The sequence below is a fragment of the Polynucleobacter parvulilacunae genome, assembly GCF_018881715.1.
GTDB lineage: Bacteria > Pseudomonadota > Gammaproteobacteria > Burkholderiales > Burkholderiaceae > Polynucleobacter > Polynucleobacter parvulilacunae.
Map to the genome: position 1 here is coordinate 552,942 of NZ_JACVPW010000001.1, position 25,353 is coordinate 578,294.

36 protein-coding genes are annotated in these 25,353 nt (G+C 46.0%); all 36 read left to right on the plus strand.

Annotated elements, in window-relative coordinates:
- The 36 genes from rpoC (at position 1) to dsbD (ending at position 25,353) form a co-directional block, all read left to right on the plus strand.
- Positions 1-4,263 (plus strand): DNA-directed RNA polymerase subunit beta', encoded by a 4,263-nt coding sequence (gene rpoC / locus ICN18_RS02900; RefSeq protein WP_216189017.1) that lies wholly within the window; start codon positions 1-3, stop codon positions 4,261-4,263.
- A gap of 177 nt (positions 4,264-4,440) precedes the next feature.
- Positions 4,441-4,821: a 30S ribosomal protein S12 gene (gene rpsL, locus ICN18_RS02905; RefSeq protein ID WP_011901896.1), complete on the plus strand. Its 381-nt coding sequence runs from the start codon at positions 4,441-4,443 to the stop codon at positions 4,819-4,821.
- Positions 4,822-4,971: 150 nt separating this feature from the next.
- A complete protein-coding gene (rpsG, locus tag ICN18_RS02910; RefSeq protein ID WP_015420229.1) occupies positions 4,972-5,442 on the plus strand; it encodes a 30S ribosomal protein S7 in 471 nt (156 codons plus the stop codon).
- 27 nt (positions 5,443-5,469) lie between these two features.
- Positions 5,470-7,572: an elongation factor G gene (gene fusA / locus ICN18_RS02915; protein WP_216189018.1), complete on the plus strand. Its 2,103-nt coding sequence runs from the start codon at positions 5,470-5,472 to the stop codon at positions 7,570-7,572.
- A gap of 50 nt (positions 7,573-7,622) precedes the next feature.
- Positions 7,623-8,813: an elongation factor Tu gene (tuf, locus tag ICN18_RS02920; protein WP_071464430.1), complete on the plus strand. Its 1,191-nt coding sequence runs from the start codon at positions 7,623-7,625 to the stop codon at positions 8,811-8,813.
- Between the two features lie 116 nt (positions 8,814-8,929).
- Positions 8,930-9,241 carry a 30S ribosomal protein S10 gene (gene rpsJ / locus ICN18_RS02925; RefSeq protein WP_011901899.1) on the plus strand — a complete coding sequence of 104 codons (312 nt, stop codon included), beginning with the start codon at positions 8,930-8,932 and terminating at the stop codon, positions 9,239-9,241.
- 197 nt (positions 9,242-9,438) lie between these two features.
- The gene (gene rplC / locus ICN18_RS02930) at positions 9,439-10,095 is read left to right on the plus strand and encodes a 50S ribosomal protein L3 (protein WP_015420232.1); all 657 of its coding nucleotides are present in this window, start codon (positions 9,439-9,441) and stop codon (positions 10,093-10,095) included.
- An 11-nt stretch (positions 10,096-10,106) separates the two neighbouring features.
- Entirely contained in the window at positions 10,107-10,727 is a 621-nt protein-coding gene (gene rplD / locus ICN18_RS02935) for a 50S ribosomal protein L4 (protein WP_011901901.1), read from the plus strand.
- Positions 10,724-11,038, plus strand: coding sequence for a 50S ribosomal protein L23 (gene rplW / locus ICN18_RS02940; protein WP_068320111.1), 315 nt, complete (start codon positions 10,724-10,726; stop codon positions 11,036-11,038). The genes rplD and rplW overlap by 4 nt, the downstream gene beginning before the upstream one ends.
- 2 nt (positions 11,039-11,040) lie before the next feature.
- Positions 11,041-11,871 (plus strand): 50S ribosomal protein L2, encoded by an 831-nt coding sequence (gene rplB / locus ICN18_RS02945; protein ID WP_215362450.1) that lies wholly within the window; start codon positions 11,041-11,043, stop codon positions 11,869-11,871.
- 19 nt (positions 11,872-11,890) lie between these two features.
- Positions 11,891-12,169: a 30S ribosomal protein S19 gene (rpsS, locus tag ICN18_RS02950; RefSeq protein WP_046329379.1), complete on the plus strand. Its 279-nt coding sequence runs from the start codon at positions 11,891-11,893 to the stop codon at positions 12,167-12,169.
- Positions 12,170-12,176: 7 nt separating this feature from the next.
- Positions 12,177-12,509, plus strand: coding sequence for a 50S ribosomal protein L22 (rplV, locus tag ICN18_RS02955; protein ID WP_215392687.1), 333 nt, complete (start codon positions 12,177-12,179; stop codon positions 12,507-12,509).
- An 8-nt stretch (positions 12,510-12,517) separates the two neighbouring features.
- Positions 12,518-13,345, plus strand: coding sequence for a 30S ribosomal protein S3 (rpsC, locus tag ICN18_RS02960; protein ID WP_216189019.1), 828 nt, complete (start codon positions 12,518-12,520; stop codon positions 13,343-13,345).
- A gap of 2 nt (positions 13,346-13,347) precedes the next feature.
- Positions 13,348-13,761, plus strand: coding sequence for a 50S ribosomal protein L16 (rplP, locus tag ICN18_RS02965; protein ID WP_011901907.1), 414 nt, complete (start codon positions 13,348-13,350; stop codon positions 13,759-13,761).
- Positions 13,762-13,775: 14 nt separating this feature from the next.
- Positions 13,776-13,970, plus strand: coding sequence for a 50S ribosomal protein L29 (gene rpmC / locus ICN18_RS02970; RefSeq protein ID WP_068320118.1), 195 nt, complete (start codon positions 13,776-13,778; stop codon positions 13,968-13,970).
- Between the two features lie 12 nt (positions 13,971-13,982).
- Positions 13,983-14,252, plus strand: coding sequence for a 30S ribosomal protein S17 (rpsQ, locus tag ICN18_RS02975; protein ID WP_011901909.1), 270 nt, complete (start codon positions 13,983-13,985; stop codon positions 14,250-14,252).
- Positions 14,253-14,435: 183 nt separating this feature from the next.
- Positions 14,436-14,804, plus strand: a complete 369-nt coding sequence (rplN, locus tag ICN18_RS02980; protein WP_015420241.1) for a 50S ribosomal protein L14 — start codon at positions 14,436-14,438, stop codon at positions 14,802-14,804.
- A gap of 9 nt (positions 14,805-14,813) precedes the next feature.
- Positions 14,814-15,122, plus strand: a complete 309-nt coding sequence (gene rplX / locus ICN18_RS02985) for a 50S ribosomal protein L24 (RefSeq protein WP_011901911.1) — start codon at positions 14,814-14,816, stop codon at positions 15,120-15,122.
- Between the two features lie 16 nt (positions 15,123-15,138).
- Positions 15,139-15,681, plus strand: a complete 543-nt coding sequence (gene rplE / locus ICN18_RS02990) for a 50S ribosomal protein L5 (RefSeq protein WP_046329383.1) — start codon at positions 15,139-15,141, stop codon at positions 15,679-15,681.
- A gap of 9 nt (positions 15,682-15,690) precedes the next feature.
- Complete coding sequence (rpsN, locus tag ICN18_RS02995) at positions 15,691-15,996, plus strand: 30S ribosomal protein S14 (protein ID WP_071464445.1); 306 nt, start codon at positions 15,691-15,693, stop codon at positions 15,994-15,996.
- A gap of 24 nt (positions 15,997-16,020) precedes the next feature.
- Positions 16,021-16,416 carry a 30S ribosomal protein S8 gene (gene rpsH, locus ICN18_RS03000; protein WP_011901914.1) on the plus strand — a complete coding sequence of 132 codons (396 nt, stop codon included), beginning with the start codon at positions 16,021-16,023 and terminating at the stop codon, positions 16,414-16,416.
- A 10-nt stretch (positions 16,417-16,426) separates the two neighbouring features.
- Positions 16,427-16,960 carry a 50S ribosomal protein L6 gene (rplF, locus tag ICN18_RS03005; RefSeq protein ID WP_215360614.1) on the plus strand — a complete coding sequence of 178 codons (534 nt, stop codon included), beginning with the start codon at positions 16,427-16,429 and terminating at the stop codon, positions 16,958-16,960.
- 13 nt (positions 16,961-16,973) lie between these two features.
- Positions 16,974-17,327, plus strand: a complete 354-nt coding sequence (gene rplR, locus ICN18_RS03010; protein ID WP_215360615.1) for a 50S ribosomal protein L18 — start codon at positions 16,974-16,976, stop codon at positions 17,325-17,327.
- Positions 17,328-17,345: 18 nt separating this feature from the next.
- Positions 17,346-17,864, plus strand: a complete 519-nt coding sequence (gene rpsE, locus ICN18_RS03015) for a 30S ribosomal protein S5 (RefSeq protein WP_011901917.1) — start codon at positions 17,346-17,348, stop codon at positions 17,862-17,864.
- A gap of 24 nt (positions 17,865-17,888) precedes the next feature.
- Positions 17,889-18,077: a 50S ribosomal protein L30 gene (rpmD, locus tag ICN18_RS03020; protein WP_215358833.1), complete on the plus strand. Its 189-nt coding sequence runs from the start codon at positions 17,889-17,891 to the stop codon at positions 18,075-18,077.
- A gap of 27 nt (positions 18,078-18,104) precedes the next feature.
- Positions 18,105-18,545 carry a 50S ribosomal protein L15 gene (rplO, locus tag ICN18_RS03025; RefSeq protein ID WP_215360616.1) on the plus strand — a complete coding sequence of 147 codons (441 nt, stop codon included), beginning with the start codon at positions 18,105-18,107 and terminating at the stop codon, positions 18,543-18,545.
- A 17-nt stretch (positions 18,546-18,562) separates the two neighbouring features.
- Positions 18,563-19,900 (plus strand): preprotein translocase subunit SecY, encoded by a 1,338-nt coding sequence (secY, locus tag ICN18_RS03030; RefSeq protein ID WP_216189020.1) that lies wholly within the window; start codon positions 18,563-18,565, stop codon positions 19,898-19,900.
- A 4-nt stretch (positions 19,901-19,904) separates the two neighbouring features.
- Positions 19,905-20,123, plus strand: coding sequence for a translation initiation factor IF-1 (infA, locus tag ICN18_RS03035; RefSeq protein WP_068320132.1), 219 nt, complete (start codon positions 19,905-19,907; stop codon positions 20,121-20,123).
- Between the two features lie 34 nt (positions 20,124-20,157).
- Positions 20,158-20,274: a 50S ribosomal protein L36 gene (gene rpmJ / locus ICN18_RS03040; RefSeq protein ID WP_012357167.1), complete on the plus strand. Its 117-nt coding sequence runs from the start codon at positions 20,158-20,160 to the stop codon at positions 20,272-20,274.
- A 24-nt stretch (positions 20,275-20,298) separates the two neighbouring features.
- Positions 20,299-20,664, plus strand: coding sequence for a 30S ribosomal protein S13 (gene rpsM, locus ICN18_RS03045; RefSeq protein ID WP_015420253.1), 366 nt, complete (start codon positions 20,299-20,301; stop codon positions 20,662-20,664).
- A gap of 18 nt (positions 20,665-20,682) precedes the next feature.
- Complete coding sequence (gene rpsK / locus ICN18_RS03050) at positions 20,683-21,090, plus strand: 30S ribosomal protein S11 (protein WP_015420254.1); 408 nt, start codon at positions 20,683-20,685, stop codon at positions 21,088-21,090.
- Positions 21,091-21,208: 118 nt separating this feature from the next.
- Positions 21,209-21,832 (plus strand): 30S ribosomal protein S4, encoded by a 624-nt coding sequence (rpsD, locus tag ICN18_RS03055; RefSeq protein WP_011901924.1) that lies wholly within the window; start codon positions 21,209-21,211, stop codon positions 21,830-21,832.
- Positions 21,833-21,855: 23 nt separating this feature from the next.
- Positions 21,856-22,836, plus strand: coding sequence for a DNA-directed RNA polymerase subunit alpha (locus ICN18_RS03060; protein ID WP_216189021.1), 981 nt, complete (start codon positions 21,856-21,858; stop codon positions 22,834-22,836).
- A 16-nt stretch (positions 22,837-22,852) separates the two neighbouring features.
- Positions 22,853-23,248, plus strand: coding sequence for a 50S ribosomal protein L17 (gene rplQ, locus ICN18_RS03065; protein WP_114637458.1), 396 nt, complete (start codon positions 22,853-22,855; stop codon positions 23,246-23,248).
- A gap of 69 nt (positions 23,249-23,317) precedes the next feature.
- Positions 23,318-23,668 (plus strand): divalent-cation tolerance protein CutA, encoded by a 351-nt coding sequence (cutA, locus tag ICN18_RS03070; protein WP_216189022.1) that lies wholly within the window; start codon positions 23,318-23,320, stop codon positions 23,666-23,668.
- A complete protein-coding gene (dsbD, locus tag ICN18_RS03075) occupies positions 23,665-25,353 on the plus strand; it encodes a protein-disulfide reductase DsbD (RefSeq protein WP_216189023.1) in 1,689 nt (562 codons plus the stop codon). Before cutA ends, dsbD begins: the two co-directional genes overlap by 4 nt.

Genomic DNA, 25,353 nt, shown 5'->3' on the forward strand with positions numbered 1-25,353 from the left:
ATGAAAGCATTGCTCGATTTATTTAAGCAAACGCAGGGCGAAGAGCAGTTTGATGTCATCAAAATTGGTCTCGCATCTCCTGAGAAAATTCGCTCATGGTCTTTTGGTGAAGTACGCAAACCAGAAACCATCAACTACCGGACTTTTAAGCCCGAGCGTGATGGTTTGTTCTGCGCCAAGATTTTTGGACCAACCAAAGACTACGAGTGCTTATGCGGCAAGTACAAGCGCTTAAAGTTCCGTGGCGTTATCTGTGAGAAGTGTGGTGTTGAAGTTACTCTCGCTAAAGTACGTCGTGAGCGCATGGGCCACATTGAGTTGGCAGCCCCTGTAGCGCACATCTGGTTCTTGAAGTCCCTGCCATCCCGTTTGGGTATGGTTCTCGATATGACATTGCGTGATATCGAGCGCGTTCTTTACTTTGAAGCATATGTAGTGGTTGATCCTGGCATGACTCCTGAAGGCGCAATGAAGCGCGGTCAGATCATGTCTGAAGACGAATACATTGCAAAGACTGAAGAGTATGGTGACGGTGCATTTACCGCCATCATGGGCGCTGAAGGTATTCGTGATCTCTTGCGTTCGATTGATATCGATCGCGAAGTTGAGACAATTCGTGCTGATTTGAAGGCTACTGGTAGCGATGCCAAGATCAAGAAATACGCTAAGCGCTTAAAAGTGCTCGAGGCGTTCCAGACTTCAGGCATTAAGCCTGACTGGATGATCATGGAAGTGTTGCCAGTATTGCCACCAGAATTGCGCCCATTGGTGCCATTGGATGGCGGTCGCTTTGCTACTTCAGATTTGAACGATCTCTACCGTCGTGTGATTAACCGTAACAACCGTTTGAAGCGTTTGTTAGAGTTGCGCGCGCCAGAGATCATCGTTCGTAACGAAAAACGTATGTTGCAAGAAGCGGTTGACTCATTGCTCGACAACGGTCGTCGCGGTAAGGCCATGACTGGCGCTAACAAGCGTCCTCTCAAGTCCTTGGCTGAGATGATTAAAGGTAAGAGCGGTCGTTTCCGTCAAAACTTGTTGGGTAAACGCGTTGACTACTCTGGTCGTTCAGTCATCGTGGTTGGCCCTACATTGAAATTGCATCAGTGCGGCTTACCAAAATTGATGGCTTTGGAATTGTTCAAGCCGTTCATTTTTAACAAGCTTGAGACTTTAGGAATTGCAACCACGATTAAGGCTGCGAAGAAAGAAGTTGAAAGCCAGACTCCAATCGTTTGGGACATTCTCGAAGAAGTGATTCGTGAACATCCAATCATGTTGAACCGTGCGCCTACATTGCACCGTCTCGGTATTCAGGCTTTCGAGCCAATGCTGATTGAAGGTAAAGCAATCCAATTGCACCCATTAGTTTGCGCGGCATTTAACGCGGACTTTGACGGTGACCAAATGGCGGTTCACGTTCCTTTGTCGCTCGAAGCGCAAATGGAAGCACGTACATTGATGTTGGCTTCGAACAACGTATTGTTCCCAGCTAACGGCGAACCATCTATCGTTCCTTCACAGGACGTGGTGTTGGGTCTGTACTACGCTACACGTGACAAGATCAACGGTAAAGGCGAAGGCATGGTTTTCGCCAACATCACTGAAGTGGTACGTGCATACGAAGCAGGCCAAGTTGAATTGGCCTCACGCGTTGCTGTGCGTATTACCGAGTTTGAGATCGTGGACAAAAAAGCAGAAGGCGATGCGCGTTTTGCTGAGAAAACCAAGATCTATCAAACTTCAGTTGGCCGTGCAATCCTGTCTGAGATTTTGCCTAAAGGCATGTCTTTCGAGGAAATCAACAAACCTTTGAAGAAAAAAGAAATCTCACGCTTGATCAACACTTCATTCCGTAAGTGTGGATTACGTGAAACAGTTATTTTTGCTGACCGCCTCTTGCAGTCTGGTTTCCGCTTGGCAACCAACGCAGGCATCTCCGTTGCGATTGACGATATGTTGATCCCAACATCTAAAGAGCGCATCATCACTGAAGCTTCTGCCAAGGTTAAAGAGTATGACAAGCAGTTCATGTCAGGCCTTGTAACCAATCAAGAGCGTTATAACAACGTGGTTGATATTTGGGGTGCCGCAGGCGACCAAGTTGGTAAGGCGATGATGGATGAGTTGTCACACGTTGACGTACTCGACCGTAACGGCAAGACTGTTCGTCAAGAATCTTTCAACTCCATCTACATGATGGCGGACTCTGGTGCCCGTGGATCTGCAGCGCAGATTCGTCAGTTGGCTGGTATGCGTGGTTTGATGGCTAAGCCTGATGGCTCGATCATTGAAACCCCAATTACTGCGAACTTCCGTGAAGGTTTGAACGTGTTGCAGTACTTCATCTCAACCCACGGTGCTCGTAAAGGTCTGGCTGATACAGCGTTGAAGACAGCGAACTCTGGTTACTTGACACGTCGTTTGTGCGACGTTACTCAAGATCTCGTGGTTATTGAAGAAGATTGCGGCGCAACTTCTGGCGTAACGATGAAGGCGCTTGTTGAGGGCGGCGAAATTATCGAAGCATTGCGCGATCGTATTTTGGGTCGTGTATGTATCGGTGACATCGTTCACCCTGACACACAAGAAGTAATTGTTCCTAACGACACAATGCTCGACGAAGATCATGTTGATCAAATTGTGGCATTGGGTATCGACGAAGTTAAAGTTCGCACAGTATTGTCTTGCTTAACTCGATTTGGTTTATGCGCTAAGTGCTACGGACGTGATCTAGGTCGCGGTGGTTTGGTGAACGTTGGTGAAGCGGTTGGTGTTATCGCTGCTCAGTCCATCGGTGAGCCGGGCACACAGTTGACTATGCGTACCTTCCACATCGGTGGTGCAGCGTCACGTGCATTGGTTGCAAGCAACATTGAAGCCAAATCTAACGGCGCTTTGAAGTTCTCCGGCACGATGCGTGTTGTGAAGAACGCGAAGGGCGAGCAGATCGTGATTTCACGTTCTGGCGAAGCCTTGATCGTTGACGAGAATGGTCGTGAGCGCGAGCGTCATAAAGTGCCTTACGGCGCAACTCTCTTGTTAAAAGAAGATGCAGCTGTGAAAGCTGGCGCAAGCTTGGCGACATGGGATCCATTAACACGTCCGATTATTTCTGAGTACGCTGGTATCGCTCGCTTCGACAACGTTGAAGAAGGCGTAACTGTTGCTAAGCAGGTTGATGAAGTTACTGGTCTTTCCACTTTGGTGGTGATTGACGGTAAGCGTCGTTCTGCTGCAAGCAAAGGCGTTCGCCCAATGATCAACTTGGTTGATGACAAAGGTAATGAAGTCATGATCGCCGGTACTGATCACCCAGTAAACATTGGCCTCCAAGTGGGTGCTTTGATTACTGTTAAAGATGGTCAGAAGGTCGAAGTTGGTGAAGTATTGGCACGTATTCCAATCGAATCACAGAAGACTCGTGACATTACTGGTGGTTTGCCACGCGTTGCAGAATTGTTCGAAGCACGTTCACCTAAAGATGCAGCTGTCTTGGCGAAAGTTACTGGAACAGTTTCCTTCGGCAAAGAAACCAAAGGTAAGCAACGTTTGGTGATTACCGATATGGACGGCGAAGCCAATGAATTCTTGATTCCTAAAGAGAAGCAAGTTCTTGTTCATGACGGTCAAGTTGTGAATAAGGGCGAGATGATTGTGGAAGGCCCTGCCGATCCACATGACATCTTGACTCTCAGAGGTATTGAAGAGTTGGCGATTTACATCGTTGATGAAGTTCAAGACGTTTACCGTTTGCAAGGCGTGAAGATTAATGACAAGCACATTGAAGTAATCGTGCGTCAAATGTTGCGTCGCGTGCAAATCACTGATGGTGGCGATACTGCCTACATCACCGGTGAGCAAGTTGAGCGCTCAAAACTGTATGACGCTAACGATTTAGTGATTGCCGCAGGTAAGCGCCCAGCTCAGTTCGAAAACGTGCTGTTGGGTATTACTAAAGCATCCTTGTCGACAGACAGCTTCATTTCAGCGGCTTCTTTCCAAGAAACCACCCGTGTATTGACCGAAGCCGCCATTATGGGCAAGACCGATACACTCCGTGGTCTCAAGGAAAACGTCATTATTGGTCGTCTGATTCCTGCTGGTACCGGCTTGTCTTATCGCCGTGCACGCAAGGTCAGAGAGCAATTCGAGCGTGATCGCGCTCAAATGATTGCCGCCGAAGAGGAAGTAATGGCCAATATGCCTGTAGAAATCGAGGCTGAAGTCGTTGCTCCTGCTGGGGAGGCTGATCCAAGCTAATTTGGTAATTCTGGCCAGAAATGGCCAGTTTTTTCCCCATTTGGTTGACGGAAAAGGCTGGCCAAGCTAGAATGCTGAGTTCTACTGATTCAGAAGAGGGTCTTTTTGACCTAGAAATTCTCTAAGTCATTGATTTTCTTGAAGAAAGCAACAAAGAAGTACTAACCGAGCTATTTTATGCCAACAATTAATCAATTAATACGCAAGCCAAGATCCAGGCTGATCGTTAAAAGCAAGAGCCCTGCACTGGAAAACAGTCCGCAGCGCCGTGGTGTTTGTACACGTGTGTACACCACTACTCCTAAAAAGCCTAACTCTGCGCTTCGTAAAGTAGCCAAAGTTCGCTTAACCAATGGTTTTGAAGTGATTTCATACATTGGTGGTGAAGGCCATAACCTCCAGGAACACTCAGTAGTGTTGATCCGTGGTGGTCGTGTAAAGGATTTGCCAGGTGTTCGTTACCACATCGTTCGTGGCTCACTTGACTTGCAAGGTGTTAAAGACCGTAAGCAATCACGTTCCAAGTACGGTGCTAAGCGCGCTAAGAAAGCCGCTTAATAGCAACTTAAAGTATTTGCAGTAAGTCTTCGTTTGTCAGACTTAAAAGACAAGTAAGTGGTTGTTCCGTCTGAGAATCTTCTTTGATAGTAGGACAACCGGAGCGGGTGATCCAGGTGGATCGCCCCTAACTGAACTGAAGGAGTAGTTATGCCACGTCGTCGTGAAGTTCCCAAACGGGAAATTTTGCCGGATCCAAAATTCGGCAATGTAGAAGTAGCTAAATTCATGAACGTCCTCATGTTGGACGGCAAAAAATCGGTTGCAGAGCGTATCGTTTACGGTGCCTTTGATCACATCGAGAAAAAAGCAAACAAAGAACCACTCGAAGTTTTCTCAACAGCTATGGGCAACGTTAAGCCAATGGTTGAGGTGAAGAGCCGTCGTGTTGGCGGCGCTAACTACCAGGTTCCTGTTGAAGTTCGCCCGTCACGCCGTTCAGCTTTGGCAATGCGCTGGGTGCGCGAAGCCGCTAAAAAGCGCGGTGAAAAATCCATGGCTCAACGTTTGGCCAACGAATTATTAGAAGCTGCAGAAGGTCGCGGCGGAGCAATGAAGAAGCGTGAAGAAGTTCACCGTATGGCAGAAGCTAATAAAGCTTTCTCACATTTCCGCTTCTAATCGCACAGCAAAGAAAAGGTACCAACAGTGGCACGTAAAACCCCTATCGACAGATACCGCAATATCGGTATCTCTGCGCATATTGACGCAGGTAAGACAACAACAACAGAACGCGTTTTGTTCTACACCGGCGTTAATCACAAAATCGGTGAAGTACATGATGGCGCTGCAACCATGGACTGGATGGAGCAAGAGCAAGAGCGTGGTATCACGATTACTTCTGCTGCTACTACAACGTTCTGGAAGGGCATGGCTGGTAATTTTCCAGAGCACCGTATCAATATTATTGATACCCCAGGACACGTAGACTTCACCATTGAAGTTGAGCGTTCAATGCGCGTGTTGGATGGCGCCTGTATGGTTTACTGTGCGGTAGGTGGTGTACAGCCACAATCTGAAACTGTTTGGCGTCAAGCTAACAAGTATCAAGTTCCACGTTTAGCATTCGTAAACAAGATGGACCGTACAGGTGCGAACTTCTTCAAAGTCTATGACCAGATGAAATTACGCCTTAAGGCAAATCCTATCTTGATCCAAATTCCTATCGGCGCTGAAGAAAACTTCAAAGGCGTTGTTGATTTGGTGAAGATGAAAGCTATCTATTGGGATGAGGCTTCACAAGGTACTAAGTTTACGTACGAAGATATTCCTGCAGAATTGCAAGCATCCGCCGAAGAGTGGCGCGAGAAGTTGCTTGAAGCAGCTGCTGAAAGCTCAGAAGAGTTGATGGAAAAGTACCTCGGCGGTGAAGCGTTGACCGAAGAAGAAATCAAAGCAGCATTGCGTCAACGCACCATTGCAAATGAAATTATTCCAATGATGTGTGGAACTGCTTTCAAAAACAAAGGCGTTCAGGCGATGTTGGACGCAGTAGTTGAATTGCTGCCATCACCATTAGACGTTCCACCAGTTCCTTGTGAATTGGAAGACGGTACACCCACAACACGTAAAGCCTCTGATGATGAGAAATTCTCAGCATTGGCATTTAAGATCATGACTGACCCATTTGTTGGCCAGCTGATCTTCTTCCGTGTTTACTCAGGTGTAATGAAATCAGGCGACACAATCTACAACCCAATCAAGGGTAAGAAAGAACGTGTTGGTCGTTTGTTGCAGATGCATGCAAACGAACGTGAAGAAATTAAAGAAGTGTTTGCGGGTGATATCGCAGCTGCGGTTGGTCTGAAAGACGCAACTACTGGCGAAACATTATGTGATCCAGATGGCATCGTTATTTTGGAGCGCATGGTATTCCCAGAGCCAGTGATTTCACAAGCGGTTGAGCCAAAGACTAAGCCAGATCAAGAAAAAATGGGTCTTGCTTTGAATCGCTTGGCACAAGAAGATCCTTCTTTCCGTGTGAAGACAGACGAAGAATCAGGCCAAACAATTATTTCCGGTATGGGCGAGCTCCACTTGGAAATTTTGGTTGACCGTATGAAGCGTGAATTCGGTGTTGAAGCAACTGTTGGTAAGCCGCAAGTTGCTTATCGCGAAACTATTCGCAAGGTTTGCGAAGAAGTTGAAGGTAAATTTGTTAAGCAGTCTGGTGGTCGTGGTCAATACGGTCACGTGGTATTGAAGTTAGAGCCACAAGCCCCGGGCAAAGGTTTTGAATTCGTTGACGCAATTAAGGGCGGTGTAGTTCCACGTGAATACATCCCTGCAGTTGAAAAAGGCATCATCGAAACATTGAACTCCGGTATTTTGGCTGGCTATCCAGTTGTAGATATCAAAGCAACATTGTTCTTCGGTTCATACCATGACGTTGACTCCAATGAAAACGCATTTAAGATGGCGGGTTCTATGGCGTTCAAGGACGGTATGCGCAAAGCATCCCCTGTGTTGCTTGAGCCGATGATGGCTGTTGAAGTTGAAACGCCAGAAGATTTCATGGGTAACGTAATGGGTGATCTCTCATCCCGTCGCGGTATTTTGCAAGGTATGGATGACATTCCAGGCGGCGGTAAGATCGTTCGCGCTGAAGTGCCGTTGGCAGAGATGTTTGGTTACTCAACTGGCTTGCGCTCGTTGACCCAAGGTCGCGCCACCTACACCATGGAATTTAAGCATTATTCCGAAGCACCGAAGAACGTTGCTGAAGCAGTTATGGCTGCTAAAGCGAAGTAATTTATCCACATTAATTTTGAATATTGACTAGCTAAAGAAGGCAGACAAAAATGGCAAAAGAAAAATTCGAGCGGACAAAACCGCACGTAAACGTAGGCACCATCGGTCACGTTGACCACGGTAAAACCACATTGACAGCAGCAATTGCAACCGTGCTTTCTAAAGCATTCGGTGGCGAAGCTAAAGCATACGATCAGATCGATGCTGCTCCAGAAGAAAAAGCACGTGGTATTACGATTAATACTGCGCACGTTGAGTATGAGACTGCTAACCGTCACTACGCTCACGTGGATTGCCCAGGACATGCTGACTACGTTAAGAACATGATTACTGGTGCTGCTCAGATGGACGGCGCAATTTTAGTTTGCTCTGCTGCTGACGGCCCAATGCCACAAACACGTGAGCATATCCTCTTGGCACGCCAAGTTGGTGTTCCTTACATCGTGGTGTTCTTGAACAAGTGCGACATGGTTGATGACGCTGAATTGCTCGAGTTAGTTGAAATGGAAGTTCGTGAGCTTCTATCTAAGTACAACTTCCCTGGCGATGACACACCAATCATTCAAGGTTCTGCTAAGTTAGCGCTTGAAGGCGACGAAGGCCCATTGGGTAAAGAAGCCATCATGAAATTGGCTGAAGCATTAGACACATACATCCCAACCCCAGAGCGTGCTGTTGACGGCGCGTTCTTGATGCCAGTAGAAGACGTGTTCTCTATCTCCGGTCGCGGTACTGTAGTTACAGGCCGTATCGAGCGCGGTATCGTTAAAGTGGGCGAAGAGATCGAAATTATCGGTATCAAGCCAACACTCAAGACAACATGTACTGGTGTTGAAATGTTCCGCAAATTGCTCGACCAAGGTCAAGCAGGCGATAACGTTGGTATCTTGTTACGCGGTACAAAACGTGAAGAAGTTGAGCGCGGCCAAGTATTGGCTAAGCCAGGTTCAATCACCCCACATACTCACTTTACAGCCGAGGTTTACATCTTGGGTAAAGACGAAGGTGGTCGTCATACTCCATTCTTTAACAACTATCGTCCACAGTTCTACTTCCGCACTACGGACGTAACTGGTTCAATCGAGTTGCCAAAAGACAAAGAAATGGTAATGCCTGGTGATAACGTAACCATTACCGTAAAACTCATCGCTCCAATCGCGATGGAAGAAGGTTTACGTTTTGCGATCCGTGAAGGTGGCCGTACTGTTGGCGCCGGCGTGGTTGCAAAGATTTTGGCTTAAGTTTTACTAGTAACAAATATTTAGCGGTTTGCTAACCGGTGACATCAGTGCTGCTGATGTCACCGTGCTCTTTAGATGTATAACGTGGCAGCACCACAACGCTCTTTGGAATTAATATGCAAAACCAAAAAATTCGTATTCGTCTTAAAGCATTTGATTACCGTTTAATTGACCAGTCTGCAGCTGAAATCGTTGATACAGCTAAGCGTACTGGTGCCGTTGTTAAGGGTCCAGTACCTTTGCCAACACGTATTGAGCGCTTTGACATCTTGCGTTCACCACACGTGAACAAGACATCTCGTGATCAATTAGAGATCCGTACCCATCTCCGTTTGATGGATATCGTAGATCCTACAGAGAAAACTGTAGATGCTTTGATGAAATTAGACCTCCCAGCAGGTGTAGACGTCGAAATTAAGTTGCAGTAATTTGTTGTTTCCGGTCTTTTTGCTTGTCAAGATCGGCATTTCGGGATAGAATCTAAGGCTTCACTCAATTATTTGGGCGAAAATCTTAGTTTTATCAGCATTAAAAACGTTGTAAGTTATTGATTTAGAAGTACTTTTACTTGTAAATCACTTAAATTAATTTTGCCGACCAATCGAAGTCGGCGTGGAGCATGAATATGAGCTTAGGCTTAATCGGTCGTAAGATCGGCATGACCCGTCTATTTACGGACGAAGGGGAAGCGATTCCTGTAACCGTAATTGACGTGAGCGACAACAGAATCGCTCAAATCAAGACCCAGGCAACTGATGGCTATGATGCTATCCAGTTGGCACATGGCACACGTAGAGCTACTCGCGTTACCAAAGCAATGGCTGGTCACTTCGCTAAAGCGGGTGTGATGGCTGGTAACGGTCTCAACGAATTTCAATTAGATGCTGCAAAAATCGCAGAAATGACACCAGGACAAGTAATTCCTGCTGACACTGCATTTGCTGCTGGCCAAAAAGTGGACGTACAAGGTGTAACGATTGGTAAAGGCTATGCCGGTACCATCAAGCGCCATCACTTCGCTTCAGGTCGCGCGTCACACGGTAACTCACGTTCACATAACGTGCCAGGTTCTATCGGTATGGCGCAAGATCCAGGTCGTGTTTTCCCAGGTAAGCGCATGACAGGCCACCTTGGTGACGAAACACGCACTGTACAAAATTTAGTCATCGCACGCATTGATGCAGAACGCAATCTCATCATGGTTAAAGGCGCTATTCCAGGTGCCCCAGGCGGTAAAGTTATTGTTACTCCAGCGGTGAAGACACCGTTGAAGAAGAAATAAGGAGAGCGAATATGGAACTTAAGCTTCTCCAAGACAACGGTACTTTAGGTGCAGGCGTACAAGCTTCACCAGAAGTATTCGAACGTGAATATAACGAAGCGTTGGTACACCAAGTTGTAGTGGCCTACCAAGCAAATGCACGTAGCGGTAACCGTGCACAAAAAGACCGTGAGCAAGTTAAGCACACAACTAAGAAGCCTTGGCGTCAAAAAGGTACTGGTCGTGCACGTGCTGGTATGAGCTCTTCCCCGCTGTGGCGTGGAGGTGGTCGTATATTCCCAAATTCTCCAGAAGAGAATTTCAGCCAAAAAGTAAACAAGAAAATGTACCGCGCTGGTATGAGATCTATTTTGTCTCAGTTAGCTCGCGAAGGTCGTTTGAATGTAGTTGATCAATTTTCTCTTGACGCTCCAAAGACTAAAGTTTTAGCTGACAAAGTTAAAGCAATGGGATTGGATTCAGTCTTGATTATTGTTGATCAGGTTAGCGAGAATTTGTACTTGGCATCACGTAACTTGCATAAAGTTGCTGTATGTGAGCCACAGCACGCTGATCCATTAGCTTTGGTTCAATACAAAAAAGTATTGGTAAGCAAAGCTGCGATCGCAAAAATTGAGGAGTTGCTGAAATGAGCCAAGTCCGTAAAAACGATCACAACCTGATGAGGGTTCTGCTTGGTCCGGTTATCTCTGAAAAAGCCACTATGGTTGCAGAGAAAAACGAACAAGTAGTTTTCCAAGTAGCTCGCGACGCAAACAAGAGCGACGTAAAACAAGCAGTTGAATTGCTCTTTAAAGTGCAAGTTGACTCAGTTCAAATCGTGAATCAAAAAGGCAAGCCTAAGCGCTATGGCCGTTTTGAAGGTCGTCGTGACCACACTAAGAAGGCCTATGTAAGCTTGAAGCCAGGTCAAGAAATTAACTTTGAAGCGGAGGCGAATTAATCATGCCTTTGATGAAGACAAAACCGACCTCACCAGGTCGTCGTTCAATGGTCAAGGTGGTAAATCCTGACCTGCATAAAGGTAAACCTTTTGCAGCGTTGGTGGAGCCACAATTCCAAAAAGCGGGTCGTAACAATAATGGTCACATCACTACCCGTCATAAGGGTGGTGGTCATAAGCATCACTATCGTGTTGTTGATTTCAAACGCAATGACAAAGATGGCATTCCAGCAAAAGTTGAACGCTTGGAATACGATCCAAACCGCAGTGCAAATATTGCATTGATCGTGTTTGCTGATGGTGAGCGTCGCTACATTCTTGCTGCAAAAGGCATGACTGTTGGTCAGGCATTGATGAGTGGTTCAGAAGCCCCAATCAAGTCTGGTAACAACTTGCCGATTCGCAACATTCCAGTTGGTAGCACTATTCACTGCGTAGAAATCATGCCAGGTAAGGGTGCTCAAGTTGCCCGTTCTGCTGGTGGTTCTGCAGTATTGCTAGCTCGTGAAGGCGTGTACGCTCAAGTGCGTTTGCGCTCTGGTGAAGTTCGCCGTGTTCTGATTGACTGCCGCGCCACTATTGGCGAAGTTGGTAACGAAGAGCACAGCTTGCGTGTTATCGGTAAAGCAGGTGCAAATCGCTGGCGTGGTATTCGTCCAACCGTTCGCGGTGTGGCAATGAACCCAGTAGATCACCCACACGGTGGTGGTGAAGGTAGAACTGGCGAAGGCCGTGTACCTGTATCCCCATGGGGCACACCAACCAAAGGTTATCGTACACGTCGCAATAAGCGTACAACTTCGATGATCGTTCAACGTCGTCAAAAACGTTAAGCGATAAGGATAAATAGATATGACACGTTCAGCTAAAAAAGGCCCATTTTGCGAAGCCAGCTTAGTAAATAAAGTTGAAGTCGCACAAGCCAACAAAGACAAAAAACCGATCAAAACTTGGTCACGCCGTTCAACAATCCTCCCAGACTTTATTGGTCTGACGATTGCTGTACATAACGGTCGTCAACACGTTCCGGTATATGTATCAGAAAACATGGTGGGTCATAAGTTAGGCGAGTTTGCCTTGACCCGTACTTTCAAAGGTCACGCTGCTGACAAGAAAGTAACGAAGAAGTAAGGGGATGATGATGGAAGTTAAAGCTATTCACAAGGGTGCCCGCATTTCTGCACAAAAAACACGTTTGGTCGCCGACCAGATCCGTGGTTTGCCGATTGCTCGCGCATTAAACATTTTGAATTTCAGCCCCAAGAAAGCTGCCTTCATTGTGAAAAAAGTGGTTGAGTCTGCAGTGGCCAACGCTGAACACAATAAAGGTGCTGATATTGATGAGCTCAAGGTTTCAACAATTATTGTTGATAAAGGCACCTCCTTGAAGCGCTTCACAGCGCGCGCTAAGGGCCGTGGCAATCAAATTGAAAAACAAACATGTCACATTACCGTGACCTTGAGTAACTAAGGGAAGATATGGGACAAAAGATAAACCCAACCGGATTCCGACTCGCGGTAACGAAGAATTGGACGTCACGTTGGTATGCAAACAATACTGACTTCGCAAAGATGTTGAAAGAGGACGTAGATGTCCGCATCTATCTCAAGAAGAAGTTGAAGAATGCATCCGTAAGTAAAGTTGTGATTGAGCGTCCTGCAAAGAATGCACGTATCACTATTTATAGTTCACGTCCAGGCGTTGTAATCGGTAAAAAAGGCGAAGATATTGAAGTGCTCCGCCGCGAATTGCAAAAACGTATGGGTGTTCCAGTTCACGTGAATATCGAAGAAATTCGTAAGCCTGAAGTTGATGCACAATTGATCGCTGACTCTATTACTCAACAGTTAGAGAAGCGCATTATGTTCCGCCGTGCAATGAAGCGTGCAATGCAAAACGCAATGCGTCTTGGCGCTCAAGGCATCAAGATCATGTCATCAGGTCGTTTGAATGGTGCTGAGATTGCACGTCGCGAATGGTACCGTGAAGGTCGCGTTCCACTTCATACATTGAAGGCTGATATTGATTACGCAACTTCCGAGGCTGAAACTACATACGGCATCATCGGTGTAAAAGTTTGGGTATACAAAGGCGACACATTGGGTCGTGGTGCAGAAGCTCAAGTTTCTGCACAAGCTGCCGAACCAGCTGCCGAAGAAAAGAAAACTCGTCGTGCTCCAAGCAAGACAGCTGCTCGTAAACCAGCTGCTGGCACAGACAAGCCATTAGTTGCTGCTAAACCAGCAGTAAAGCGTGTGCGTAAGGTTGAAACACCAGCCGCAGATACGCAGAAGTCAGGAGAGTAAGCATGCTACAACCAAAGCGTCGCAAGTATCGTAAGGAACAAAAAGGCCGTAACACTGGCGTGGCAACACGTGGTAGTTCTGTAGCCTTTGGTGACTTTGGATTGAAGGCCGTTGGCCGTGGTCGTTTGACTGCGCGTCAAATTGAGTCTGCACGTCGTGCAATGACTCGTCACATTAAACGTGGTGGCCGTATTTGGATTCGCATTTTCCCAGATAAGCCAATTTCACAAAAACCTGCTGAAGTACGTATGGGTAACGGTAAAGGTAATCCAGAGTACTACGTAGCTGAAATTCAACCAGGCAAGGTGCTCTACGAGATGGACGGTGTTGACGAGCAATTGGCGCGCGAAGCTTTCAAGCTTGCTGCTGCTAAGTTGCCTTTACAGACCACTTTCGTGATTCGCCACTTAGGTTGATCGGGATAGAGATTATGAAAAATACAGAATTAGCTTCAAAAGATCTGAATGCTTTAAATGCAGAGTTAACCGAGTTGCTTAAGACCGGTTTCAAGCTTCGCATGCAAAAAGGCACTCAGCAACTCACAAATACCAGCCAATTGGGTAAAAATAAGCGCGACATCGCTCGTGTGAAGACTTTTATCGCCCAAAAGACTGCACAGAAATAAGGAAAAAGGGATATGACAGAATTATCTAAACCCTTGCGCCGTACCCTTGTGGGACGCGTTGTTAGCGACAAAATGCAAAAAACTGTGACGGTTTTGGTTGAGCGTCAAGTTAAGCATCCAGTGATTGGTAAGTACGTTGGCCAATCCAAAAAGTACCATGCTCATGACGAAGCTGGCACATACAAGATGGGTGATACCGTTGAAATTGCTGAATCTAAGCCAATTTCACGTACTAAATCTTGGGTTGTGACCCGTTTAGTTGAAGCTTCAAAGGGTATTTAAAGAAATATTAGGGATTTTGGCGAAATTTCTTGCCAAATCCCTGTTTTACGTAGTAGAATAGAAGGCTTCTCTGGTTTTATTAGAGAAGCAGTGTTTTTCATTAATTCCGGGTTTTAACTTTCGTTAAAGCCCATAGACGGAACCAAGACTGTTTGCCTTTGGCCAATAAGTTGGGGATTAGAAATGATACAAACCGAAAGTAGATTACAGGTTGCCGATAACACAGGCGCCAGTGAAGTATTGTGCATCAAGGTATTGGGCGGGTCTAAGCGTCGTTACGCCAGTATCGGTGATGTCATTAAAGTGACTGTAAAGTCCGCTGCTCCACGTGGCCGTGTAAAAAAAGGTGATATTTATAACGCCGTAGTAGTGAGAACTGCTAAGGGTGTTCGCCGTCCAGATGGTTCATTGATTAAGTTCGATGGCAACGCTGCGGTATTGCTCAACGCTAAGTTAGAGCCAATTGGCACACGCATCTTCGGACCAGTTACACGCGAATTGCGTACTGAGAAGTTCATGAAGATCGTTTCTCTCGCCCCCGAAGTTATTTAAGAGGCTGATATGAAAAAGATTCGTAAAGGTGATTCCGTAGTTCTGTTGACTGGCCGCGATAAGGGCAAGCAAGGAACTGTTACAGCCGTTCTCGAGAACAAATTAGTAATCGAAGGCGTAAATATTTATAAAAAGAGCGTTAAGCCAAATCCTGCAGCCGGTGTTACTGGCGGCATGATTGACAAGACGATGCCTGTTCACATTTCTAATGTGGCTGTGGTTGACGGTAACGGCAAACCATCACGTGTTGGTATCAAACTCGTGGACGGTAAAAAGCAACGTTTCCTCAAAACCACTGGCGCAACTTTAAGCGCATAAGGGGCACGGAGAAATTATGAGCACACGTTTTCAAGAACACTATCAAGCTAAAGTTGTTGCTGATTTGATCGCCAAATTTGGTTACAAGTCAGTAATGGAAGTTCCACGCATCACTAAGGTAACCCTGAACATGGGCTTGGGCGATGCAGTCAACGACAAGAAAATTATCGAAAATGCAGTTGGCGATTTAACTAAAGTTGCAGGCCAAAAGCCAGTTGTAACTAAAGCTAAAAAAGCGATTGCAGGTTTCAAGATTCGTCAAGGCTACCCAATCGGTGCCATGGTGACATTGCGTGGTGCACGCATGTACGAATTCTTGGATCGTTTCGTTACTGTTGCATTGCCACGCGTACGTGACTTCCGCGGTATTTCTGGGAAAGCATTTGACGGCCGTGGTAACTACAACATCGGCGTTAAAGAACAGATCATTTTCCCTGAAATCGAATACGACAAAATTGATGCCCTCCGCGGTCTCAATATCAGTATTACGACGACTGCTAAAACCGACGAAGAAGCAAAAGCTTTGTTGGCAGCATTCAAATTCCCTTTCCGCAATTAAGAGGCTAACGTGGCAAAACTATCCCTAATTGAGCGCGAGAATAAGCGCGCAAAAACTGTAGAGAAGTACGCTGCCAAGCGTGCTGAACTCAAAGCGATCATTGCTGATCAATCACGCAGCGATGAAGAGCGCTATGAAGCTCGCTTGAAGCTACAGGCACTTCCACGTAACGCAAGCCCGATTCGTCAAAGAAATCGTTGTTCATTAACCGGTCGCCCACGTGGCACATTCCGTAAATTCGGTTTGGCTCGTAGCAAGATTCGTGAAATCGCCTTCCGTGGCGAAATCCCCGGTTTAACCAAGGCCAGCTGGTAAGCGGCGAAAGAATTAGGAGAACTCATGAGTATCAGCGATCCAATCGCCGACATGTTGACAAGGATCCGCAATGCGCAAGCAGTGCAGAAACCCGTAGTCTTGATGCCGTCGTCAAAAGTTAAAGTAGCCATCGCAAAAGTTTTGCAAGATGAAGGCTATATCGAAAGTTTCGAAATCAAAGGTGAAGCAGCTAAGCCAGTGCTCCACATAGATCTCAAATACTATGCAGGCCGTCCTGTTATTGAGCGTATTGACCGTGTATCTACACCAAGTCTGCGTATCTATAAAGGCCGTCATGACATTCCAGAAGTAATGAATGGCTTGGGCATTGCAATTATTTCAACCCCTCAAGGCGTAATGACAGACCGTAAAGCACGTGCAACAGGCGTGGGCGGCGAAGTTATTTGCTACGTAGCTTAAGGAGCGAAATATGTCCCGCGTAGGTAAATCACCAATTACAGTTCCTAAAGGCGCTGAAATCAGCATCAATGGTGCAAACATTACTGTTAAAGGCCCACTGGGCACCTTGACACATAACTTGCATCCGTCTGTTGGTTTGAAACAAGAAGATGGCGTATTGACAGTTGTTTTAAATAACGACTCACCAGAAGCTGGTGCACAGTCAGGTACAGCACGTGCTTTAGTTAACAACATGGTTGTTGGCGTAACTGCTGGCTTTGAGCGCAAGCTCAGCTTGGTAGGCGTTGGTTACCGTGCTGCTGCCCAAGGCGAAACATTGAAATTACAGTTGGGTTTCTCACACGACATTATTTACAACCTGCCAAAGGGTGTAAAGGCTGAGACTCCGACTCAAACTGAAATCATTATCAAAGGTTCCAACAAGCAGCAAGTTGGCCAGGTCGCTGCTGAAGTTCGCGCATACCGTTCACCAGAGCCATATAAAGGCAAGGGTGTTCGCTACGTGGATGAGGTTGTGCATCTGAAAGAAACTAAGAAGAAGTAAGCGAGATTAGAAAATGAATAAAGACGAATCCAGACAAAGACGCGCTAGGCAGACTCGTATTCGCATTGCCGAAGCTTTGGCAAATCGCTTAACAGTTATCCGTAGCAATACTCATATTTCTGCTCAGGTTTATAGCCCATGCGGAACCAAAGTTGTAGCAGCTGCTTCAACAATGGAAAAAGATTTGCGCCAAGCGATCAAAAACGGCGGCAACGCTGAAGCGGCAAAACAAATCGGCAAATTAGTTGCTGAGCGTGCTGTTAAGGCAGGCGTTGTTGATGTTGCGTTTGATCGTTCCGGTCATCGTTACCACGGCCGTATTAAGGCCTTAGCTGAAGCTGCGCGTGAAGCCGGCCTGAAGTTCTAATAGGGTTTAGGAAAAAACATGGCAAAAATGCAAACTAAGATGCAAAACGAAGAGCGTGATGATGGTCTTCGCGAGAAGATGATCGCTGTTAATCGTGTAACTAAAGTGGTTAAGGGTGGTCGTATTCTCGGCTTCGCTGCACTCACTGTAGTTGGCGATGGCGATGGCCGCATCGGCATGGGTAAAGGCAAATCAAAAGAAGTTCCAGTTGCTGTTCAAAAAGCAATGGACGAAGCTCGTCGCAAGATGATCAAAGTAACTTTGCGTAAAGGTACTTTGCAGCACACTGTTACTGGTCAACATGGCGCGTCACGCGTTTTGATTTCTCCAGCTAAAGACGGTACTGGAATTATTGCTGGCGGCCCAATGCGCGCAATTTTCGACGTAATGGGTGTAACTAACGTGGTTGCTAAGTCACTTGGCTCTACAAACCCGTACAACTTGGTTCGTGCAACCATTGATGGTTTGAGCAAGATGAGTACTCCTGCTGAGATTGCTGCTAAGCGCGGTAAGTCAGTTGAAGAGATTCTCGGCTAAGACCAAAAGATTAGGAATCTACAAATGACAACATCTAACTCCAAAGTCAAACTGCAATTAGTACGCAGCTTGATCGGTACACGCGAAAGCCACCGTGCAACTGTACGAGGCTTAGGCCTTCGTCGCATCAATTCAGTATCTGAATTGGAAGACACTCCAGCTGTTCGCGGCATGATTAATAAAGTTTCTTATCTAGTTAAAGTCGTTGGCTAATAACTAGCAAGTAAATAGGCGAAGAATATGCAACTCAACACAATTAAACCTGCAGAAGGCTCCAAGAAAAACCGTCGTCGCGTTGGTCGCGGTATTGGTTCTGGTCTTGGTAAAACTGCTGGCCGTGGTCACAAAGGTCAAAAATCCCGTTCTGGTGGTTTCCATAAGGTCGGATTTGAAGGCGGTCAGATGCCTATGTATCGTCGTTTGCCAAAACGCGGTTTCGTGTCTTTGACGCGTCGTCACGTTGGTCAAATTACTTTGAACGACTTAGCAAAAATCAATTTGCCAGAAGTAGACTTATTGGTATTGAGAGCTCATGGCTTTGCTGGTGAGCAAATCAATGCAGTTAAGGTTATCAAGACTGGTGAACTCAAGATTGCTGTAACCCTCAAGGGCATCACAGCAACTGCTGGCGCTAAAGCAGCTATTGAAGCTGCTGGCGGCAAATTGGTTGAATTGGTTTAATAGGTCTTTTAGTAGATATGGCATTAGCACCTACCAATAACGCAAACACTGCAGCATCAGGCGGCAAGTTTGGCGAACTACGCCAACGCTTAGTCTTCCTGGTGTTGGCTTTGCTCGTGTTCCGTTTAGGTGCTCATATTCCAGTTCCTGGAATTGATCCAGACCAATTGGCAAAGTTATTTTCTGGCCAAAAAGACGGTATCTTGGGAATGTTTAACTTGTTCTCAGGTGGCGCCCTATCTCGCTTCACTGTATTTGCTTTAGGCATCATGCCTTACATCTCTGCGTCGATCATCATGCAGTTGATGACGATTGTTGTTCCTTCTTTGGAGTCTTTGAAAAAAGAAGGTCAAGCTGGTCAACGTAAGATTACTCAGTACACACGCTATGGTACTGTGCTCTTGGCAACATTCCAAGCATTGGGTATTTCTGTTGCCTTGCAGGCTCAGCCAGGTTTGGTTATCAACCCAGGTTTGATGTTTGAATTGAACACTGTAGTAACTTTGGTTACCGGCACGATGTTCTTGATGTGGCTTGGCGAGCAAATTACTGAGCGTGGTCTTGGTAACGGTATTTCGATCATTATTTTCGGTGGCATTGTTTCTGGCTTACCAAATGCATTGGCTAGCTTGTTAGAGTTAGTTCGTACTGGCTCAATGAATATTATTTCTGCGCTTTTGATTGTTGTGATCGTTGCAGCAGTAACTTATTTTGTGGTGTTTGTAGAGCGCGGTCAGCGCCGTATCTTGGTGAACTACGCTAAGCGTCAAGTTGGCAACAAGATTTACGGTGGTCAGTCCTCTTACTTCCCATTGAAGTTGAACATGGCAGGCGTTATTCCTCCAATTTTTGCTTCTTCAATTATTTTGTTCCCTGCAACGATTGCTGGCTGGTTTACATCAGGCGAGCCAACCAATATGTTCAGCAGAATTATTAAAGACTTGGCAGCTACTTTGGCTCCAGGCCAGCCTGTGTATACAATTTTGTACGCAGCAGCGATTATTTTCTTCTGTTTCTTCTATACCGCTTTGGTATTTAACAGCCGTGAGACTGCTGAGAACTTGAAGAAGAGCGGCGCCTTTGTTCCTGGTATTCGTCCAGGTGATCAAACAGCGCGTTACATCGATAAGATTTTGGTGCGCTTAACTTTGGCTGGTGCAATTTATATGGTTCTGGTTTGCTTGTTGCCAGAATTCTTGGTGCTGAAGTACAACGTGCCGTTCTATTTCGGCGGTACTTCATTATTAATTATTGTTGTTGTTGCAATGGATTTCATGGCTCAAGTTCAGTCATTCGTCATGCAACAGCAGTACGGCTCTTTAATGAAGAAAGCCAACTTTAAGATGGGCGCTTAACTGAATGTCTAAAGACGATGTAATTCAGATGGCGGGAGAAGTAGTGGAGAATTTGCCGAACGCGATGTTTCGCGTGAAGCTAGAAAACGGACATGTGGTTCTAGGGCACATTTCCGGAAAAATGCGGATGCACTATATCCGTATTTTGCCGGGAGATAAGGTGACGGTGGAGATGACTCCTTACGACCTGACGCGCGCAAGAATCATTTTCCGCGCGAAGTAAAGATTAAGTAGTACCTATTTTTAAGAGGTGAGTTATGAAAGTTTTAGCATCCGTTAAGTGTATTTGCAGAAATTGCAAGATCATTAAGCGCAAACGCGTTGTGCGCGTGATCTGTTCTTCAGACGCACGTCATAAGCAGCGTCAAGGCTGATCTGGTTAATTAAGAGGAAATCTCATGGCACGTATCGCTGGGGTAAATATCCCAAATCATCAACATACTGTTATCGGTTTAACAGCAATTTTTGGCATTGGCACAACTCGTGCACGCAAAATTTGTGAAACCACAGGTGTTGCAATCGACAAAAAAGTTAAAGACCTTACTGACGGTGACTTGGAAAAGTTGCGTGATGAAGTAGGTAAATTCATTACTGAAGGTGACCTTCGTCGTGAAGTAACTATGAGCATCAAGCGTTTGATGGACTTAGGTTGCTACCGCGGTGTGCGTCATCGTAAGGGCTTGCCTGTACGTGGTCAACGTACTAAGACTAACGCGCGTACCCGTAAGGGCCCACGTAAGTCTGGCGTGCAACTGAAGAAATAATCAAGAAAGTTTATTGACATGGCAAAACAACAATCCGCTTCCGCCGCTTCACAGCGCGCTCGTAAGAAGGTTAAAAAGAACGTTGCTGACGGTATTGCGCACGTTCACGCTTCTTTTAACAACACCATTATTACGATCACTGATCGTCAAGGAAATGCGCTTTCATGGGCAACTTCTGGCGGACAGGGCTTCAAAGGCTCACGTAAATCAACACCTTTTGCTGCTCAGGTAGCTGCAGAAGTTGCTGGTAAGACTGCCATTGAATGCGGTATCAAGAACTTAGAAGTTCAGATCAAAGGCCCAGGCCCAGGTCGTGAATCAGCAGTTCGTGCATTGAACTCATTGGGCATCAAGATTACTGAGATTCAAGACGTAACTCCAGTTCCACACAATGGTTGCCGTCCTCCTAAGCGTCGTCGTATCTAAGCTTGGAAGTTGGCAGTACAACAGTTTCAGTAGTTTTTTATTAAAGCCCACTGTTCGCCTGATTTAAAGGGCGAACTCACCGCCGGTCGTAAGACTGCGGCAAAGAAAGGAAAGCATCGTGGCACGTTACTTAGGGCCTAAGGCCAAATTAGCACGTCGGGAAGGTACCGACTTATTTTTAAAGAGCGCACGTCGCGCCCTGTCAGACAAGTGCAAGTTAGATACTAAGCCTGGTCAACATGGCCGTACATCTGGCTCAAGAACATCTGATTACGGTAATCAATTGCGTGAAAAGCAAAAGGTTAAGCGTATCTATGGCGTATTAGAGCGTCAATTCCGTCGTTACTTCGCAGAAGCTGAGCGTCGTAAGGGCAACACTGGTGAAACATTGCTCCAGTTGCTTGAGTCACGTTTAGATAACGTGGTTTATCGCATGGGCTTTGGTTCAACACGCGCTGAAGCACGTCAGTTGGTTTCTCATTGCGCAATTTTGCTCAATGGTAGCCCTGTAAATATTCCATCAATTCAGGTTAAGCCTGGTGATGTAGTTGCAATTCGTGAAAAAGCGAAGAAGCAAGCGCGTATTACAGAATCACTCAATTTGGTTGGGCAAATGGCAGCTGTTACTTGGGTTTCAGTTGACGCAGCCAAGCTCGAGGGAACATTTAAGCAAGTGCCTGACCGTGAAGACATTAGCGGTGAAATTAATGAAAGTTTGATCGTTGAATTGTATTCACGCTAATTAGGCACTCTCAAGGAAAAAATATGCAAACAAATTTGCTCAAGCCAAAGATTATTTCTGTTGAAGCGCTTACCGCCAACCAAGCTAAGGTTGTTATGGAGCCGTTCGAGCGTGGCTATGGCCACACACTCGGAAATGCATTACGTCGTGTACTGTTGTCCTCGATGGTTGGTTATGCGCCAACTGAAGTAGCTATTGCTGGTGTTGTTCATGAGTACTCCACATTGGATGGAGTTCAAGAGGATGTAGTAAACCTCTTGTTGAACCTCAAAGGTATCGTATTTAAATTGCAGTCACGTGACGAAGTTACTATCAATTTGCGTAAAGAAGGCCCAGGCGTTGTTACAGCAAAAGATATCGACTTGCCACATGATGTAGAAATCATGAACCCTGATCATGTGATCGCTCACTTGTCAGCTGGTGGTAAGTTGGACATGCAGATCAAGGTTGAAAAAGGCCGTGGTTATGTACCAGGTAACGTTCGTCAGTACAGCGACGAAACTACTAAGATCATTGGCCGTATCGTTTTAGATGCATCATTTAGCCCGGTTAGCCGTGTTAGCTATGCTGTTGAGTCTGCTCGTGTTGAGCAACGTACCGACCTCGATCGTTTAGTGATGACTATCGAAACTAACGGTGTGTTGTCTCCTGAAGAAGCAATTCGTCAAGCAGCTAGCATCTTGGTTGATCAGTTAGTTGTATTCGCAGCCCTCGAAAGCAGCGAAGTTTCTGGTGATTTGGCACCAAGCCGCTCTTCAATGGTTGATCCAATGTTGATGCGTCCGGTTGATGATCTCGAGCTCACAGTTCGCTCTGCAAACTGCTTGAAGGCTGAGAACATTTACTACATCGGTGACTTGATTCAACGTACAGAGAATGAATTGTTGAAGACGCCTAATCTAGGTCGCAAATCTTTGAATGAAATTAAAGATGTTTTGGCGGCTCGTGGCTTAAGTCTTGGCATGAAACTCGAAAGCTGGCCTCCAGCTAACCTCGAGAAATAATTAGAAAGGAAGCATCATGCGTCACGGAAACGGCTTACGCAAACTAAACAGAACATCATCACATCGCCTAGCGATGCTGCGCAACATGTCCAATTCACTTTTGGAGCACGAAGTCATTAAAACGACTTTGCCAAAAGCAAAAGAATTGCGCATGGTTGTTGAGCCTTTAATTACCTTAGGTAAAAAAGACAACTTAGCAAACCGTCGCTTAGCATTCAATCGCACACGTGATCGCGATATCGTAACCAAGCTCTTTACAGAGCTCGGCCCACGCTACGCAACACGTCCAGGTGGCTACCTTCGTATTTTGAAGTTTGGCTTCCGTCATGGCGACAATGCACCAATGGCTTTGGTTGAGTTGGTAGATCGCCCAGAAGTTGAAGAAACAGCAGTAGTAGCTGAAGAGGCTTAAGTCTCCCGGTTACGGTAAAAAGCCAGGCTTCGGTCTGGCTTTTTTCATTTAACAGGTTATAAATACAGAATGTCTGAAAACCTCCAGGTCAATCCCATAAAGCTTTTGGTGGTGCTCACTAGCCTTCCTGATATGGAGGCCGCCAAGGGCTTAGCAAGGTCCTTGGTTGAGCAGAATTTAGCTGCTTGTGTGCAAATTACTGAAGGAGTTCACTCAATATATCGTTGGGAGGGTAAGGTTCGTGAAGAACGCGAAGTTTTGCTTTCAGCGAAGACAACTAATGCAAAGTGGCTTGTGATCTCCACCTTTATTAAAAATGCACATCCATACGATCTTCCCGAGATATTGGCTTTTTCTCCTGAGCAATATGAAGAGCAATACGGCAAGTGGGTAGAGTCTGAGGTAAATTCGAAGTCATGAAATTACATTCTTTCATCGTGAGAATTTTTGCGCTCTTGTTGCTTTTCTCTGCGCAAGTATTTGCTGCGCAAGATTTCCTGCCGCCAGAAAAAGCATTTCGTGTGGAAGCTACCTGGGTGGAGAATTCGAATCAAATTGAGTTGGAATTTCTACCTGCTAAAGGCTATTACATCTACCAGGAATCTCTTAAATTTCAAGCAGGGAATCAGGCCGGGAACCTAGGTAATATAAGGCCCTCATTGCCATCTGGCGTAGTGAAGTTTGATGAAACTTTTCAGAAAAAACTGCAGGTATATAAAGAGCCATTCCTAGTTTTATTGGATACAAAACCAGTTGCTGGTAAACCACTCCACCTTGAAGTAACGCTTCAAGGTTGCGCGGAGGCGGGTATTTGCTATCCACCGATGACTCTCAAATTTTTACTTGCAGCACCTGGCGTGAAGGCGGCTCCGATTCCAGATATTTTGGATGGCGCCACCGCAGTGAATACTCAAGCAAGTGGAGAAAGTGGTCAATTCAGCTTGGCGGATTTATGGCGTGAACGCGATGACGTGAATGCCATTGGTCGTTTTTTAGAAAGCACTTCTACTGCTTATTTATTTTTAGCCTTCTTTGTCTTAGGTCTTGCTTTGGCATTTACGCCTTGCGTACTACCGATGCTTCCTATTTTGTCGAGTGTCATCTTTGGTACTCAGGGTGGCAAAGCTATCTCTAAAGGCCGTGCCAGCGTTCTAGCGCTTGCCTATGTCTTGGGTATGGCTTTGGTATATGCCTTTGCTGGCGTGCTCATGGCAGCCCTTGGTGGGAGTGTGCAACGTGCCCTGCAAAGCCCATTTGCTCTCGCTACTTTTGCTTTGTTGCTCTTAGTGCTCTCAGGCAGCTTATTTGGCTTATATGACCTACGTCTGCCCTCGTCTTGGCATCACCATGTGGACAAGCTGGCAGGTCGCCAAAAGGGCGGCAGTGTATTTGGGGCTTTTGCTTTGGGGGGTATTTCAACGCTGGTAGCTAGTCCCTGTATTACCGCTCCTTTAGCGGGTGTTCTAGCCTTTATTGCGCAAACGGGGTCAATGAGTCTGGGCGCAGGTTTGCTTTTTGTCATGGCCCTTGGCATGGGCTTGCCGCTGCTATTTATCGCCATTGAAGCTCGTATTTTGATTCCGTCTACTGGTATTTGGATGGTTTATTTACAGCGCACATTGGGCGTTCTTCTGGTGGCTACAGCTGCCTGGATTGCCTCACCATTACTGCAAAAAAATGATGTTGCGGGAAGCGCAAAAATAGTCAATGGCCAGAACATTCATCAGGTCGGTGATTTAGTTTTTGTGGTGATTCATTCACCTGCAGAACTAGATACGCAGTTAAGTAAAGCCAAAGGAGAAAAGAAATTAGTTCTTTTGGATTTTTATGCTGATTGGTGCATTAGTTGTAAAGAGATGGAAGTGAATACCTTTACCAATCCGGAAGTGAGTAAAGAGCTCAAGCAAATGGTTTTATTACAAGCAGATGTGACTGCAAATAGCCCTGAGAACCAGGCATTACTTAAGCGTTTTGGATTATTTGGCCCGCCAGGAATTTTGATCTTTAATCAAAACTCGGAAGAGCTAAAAGATCAACGCGTGATTGGCTATATGCCGCCGCAACGCTTTATTGAGCGCTTAAAGCAGGCAATCGGTCAAAAGTAA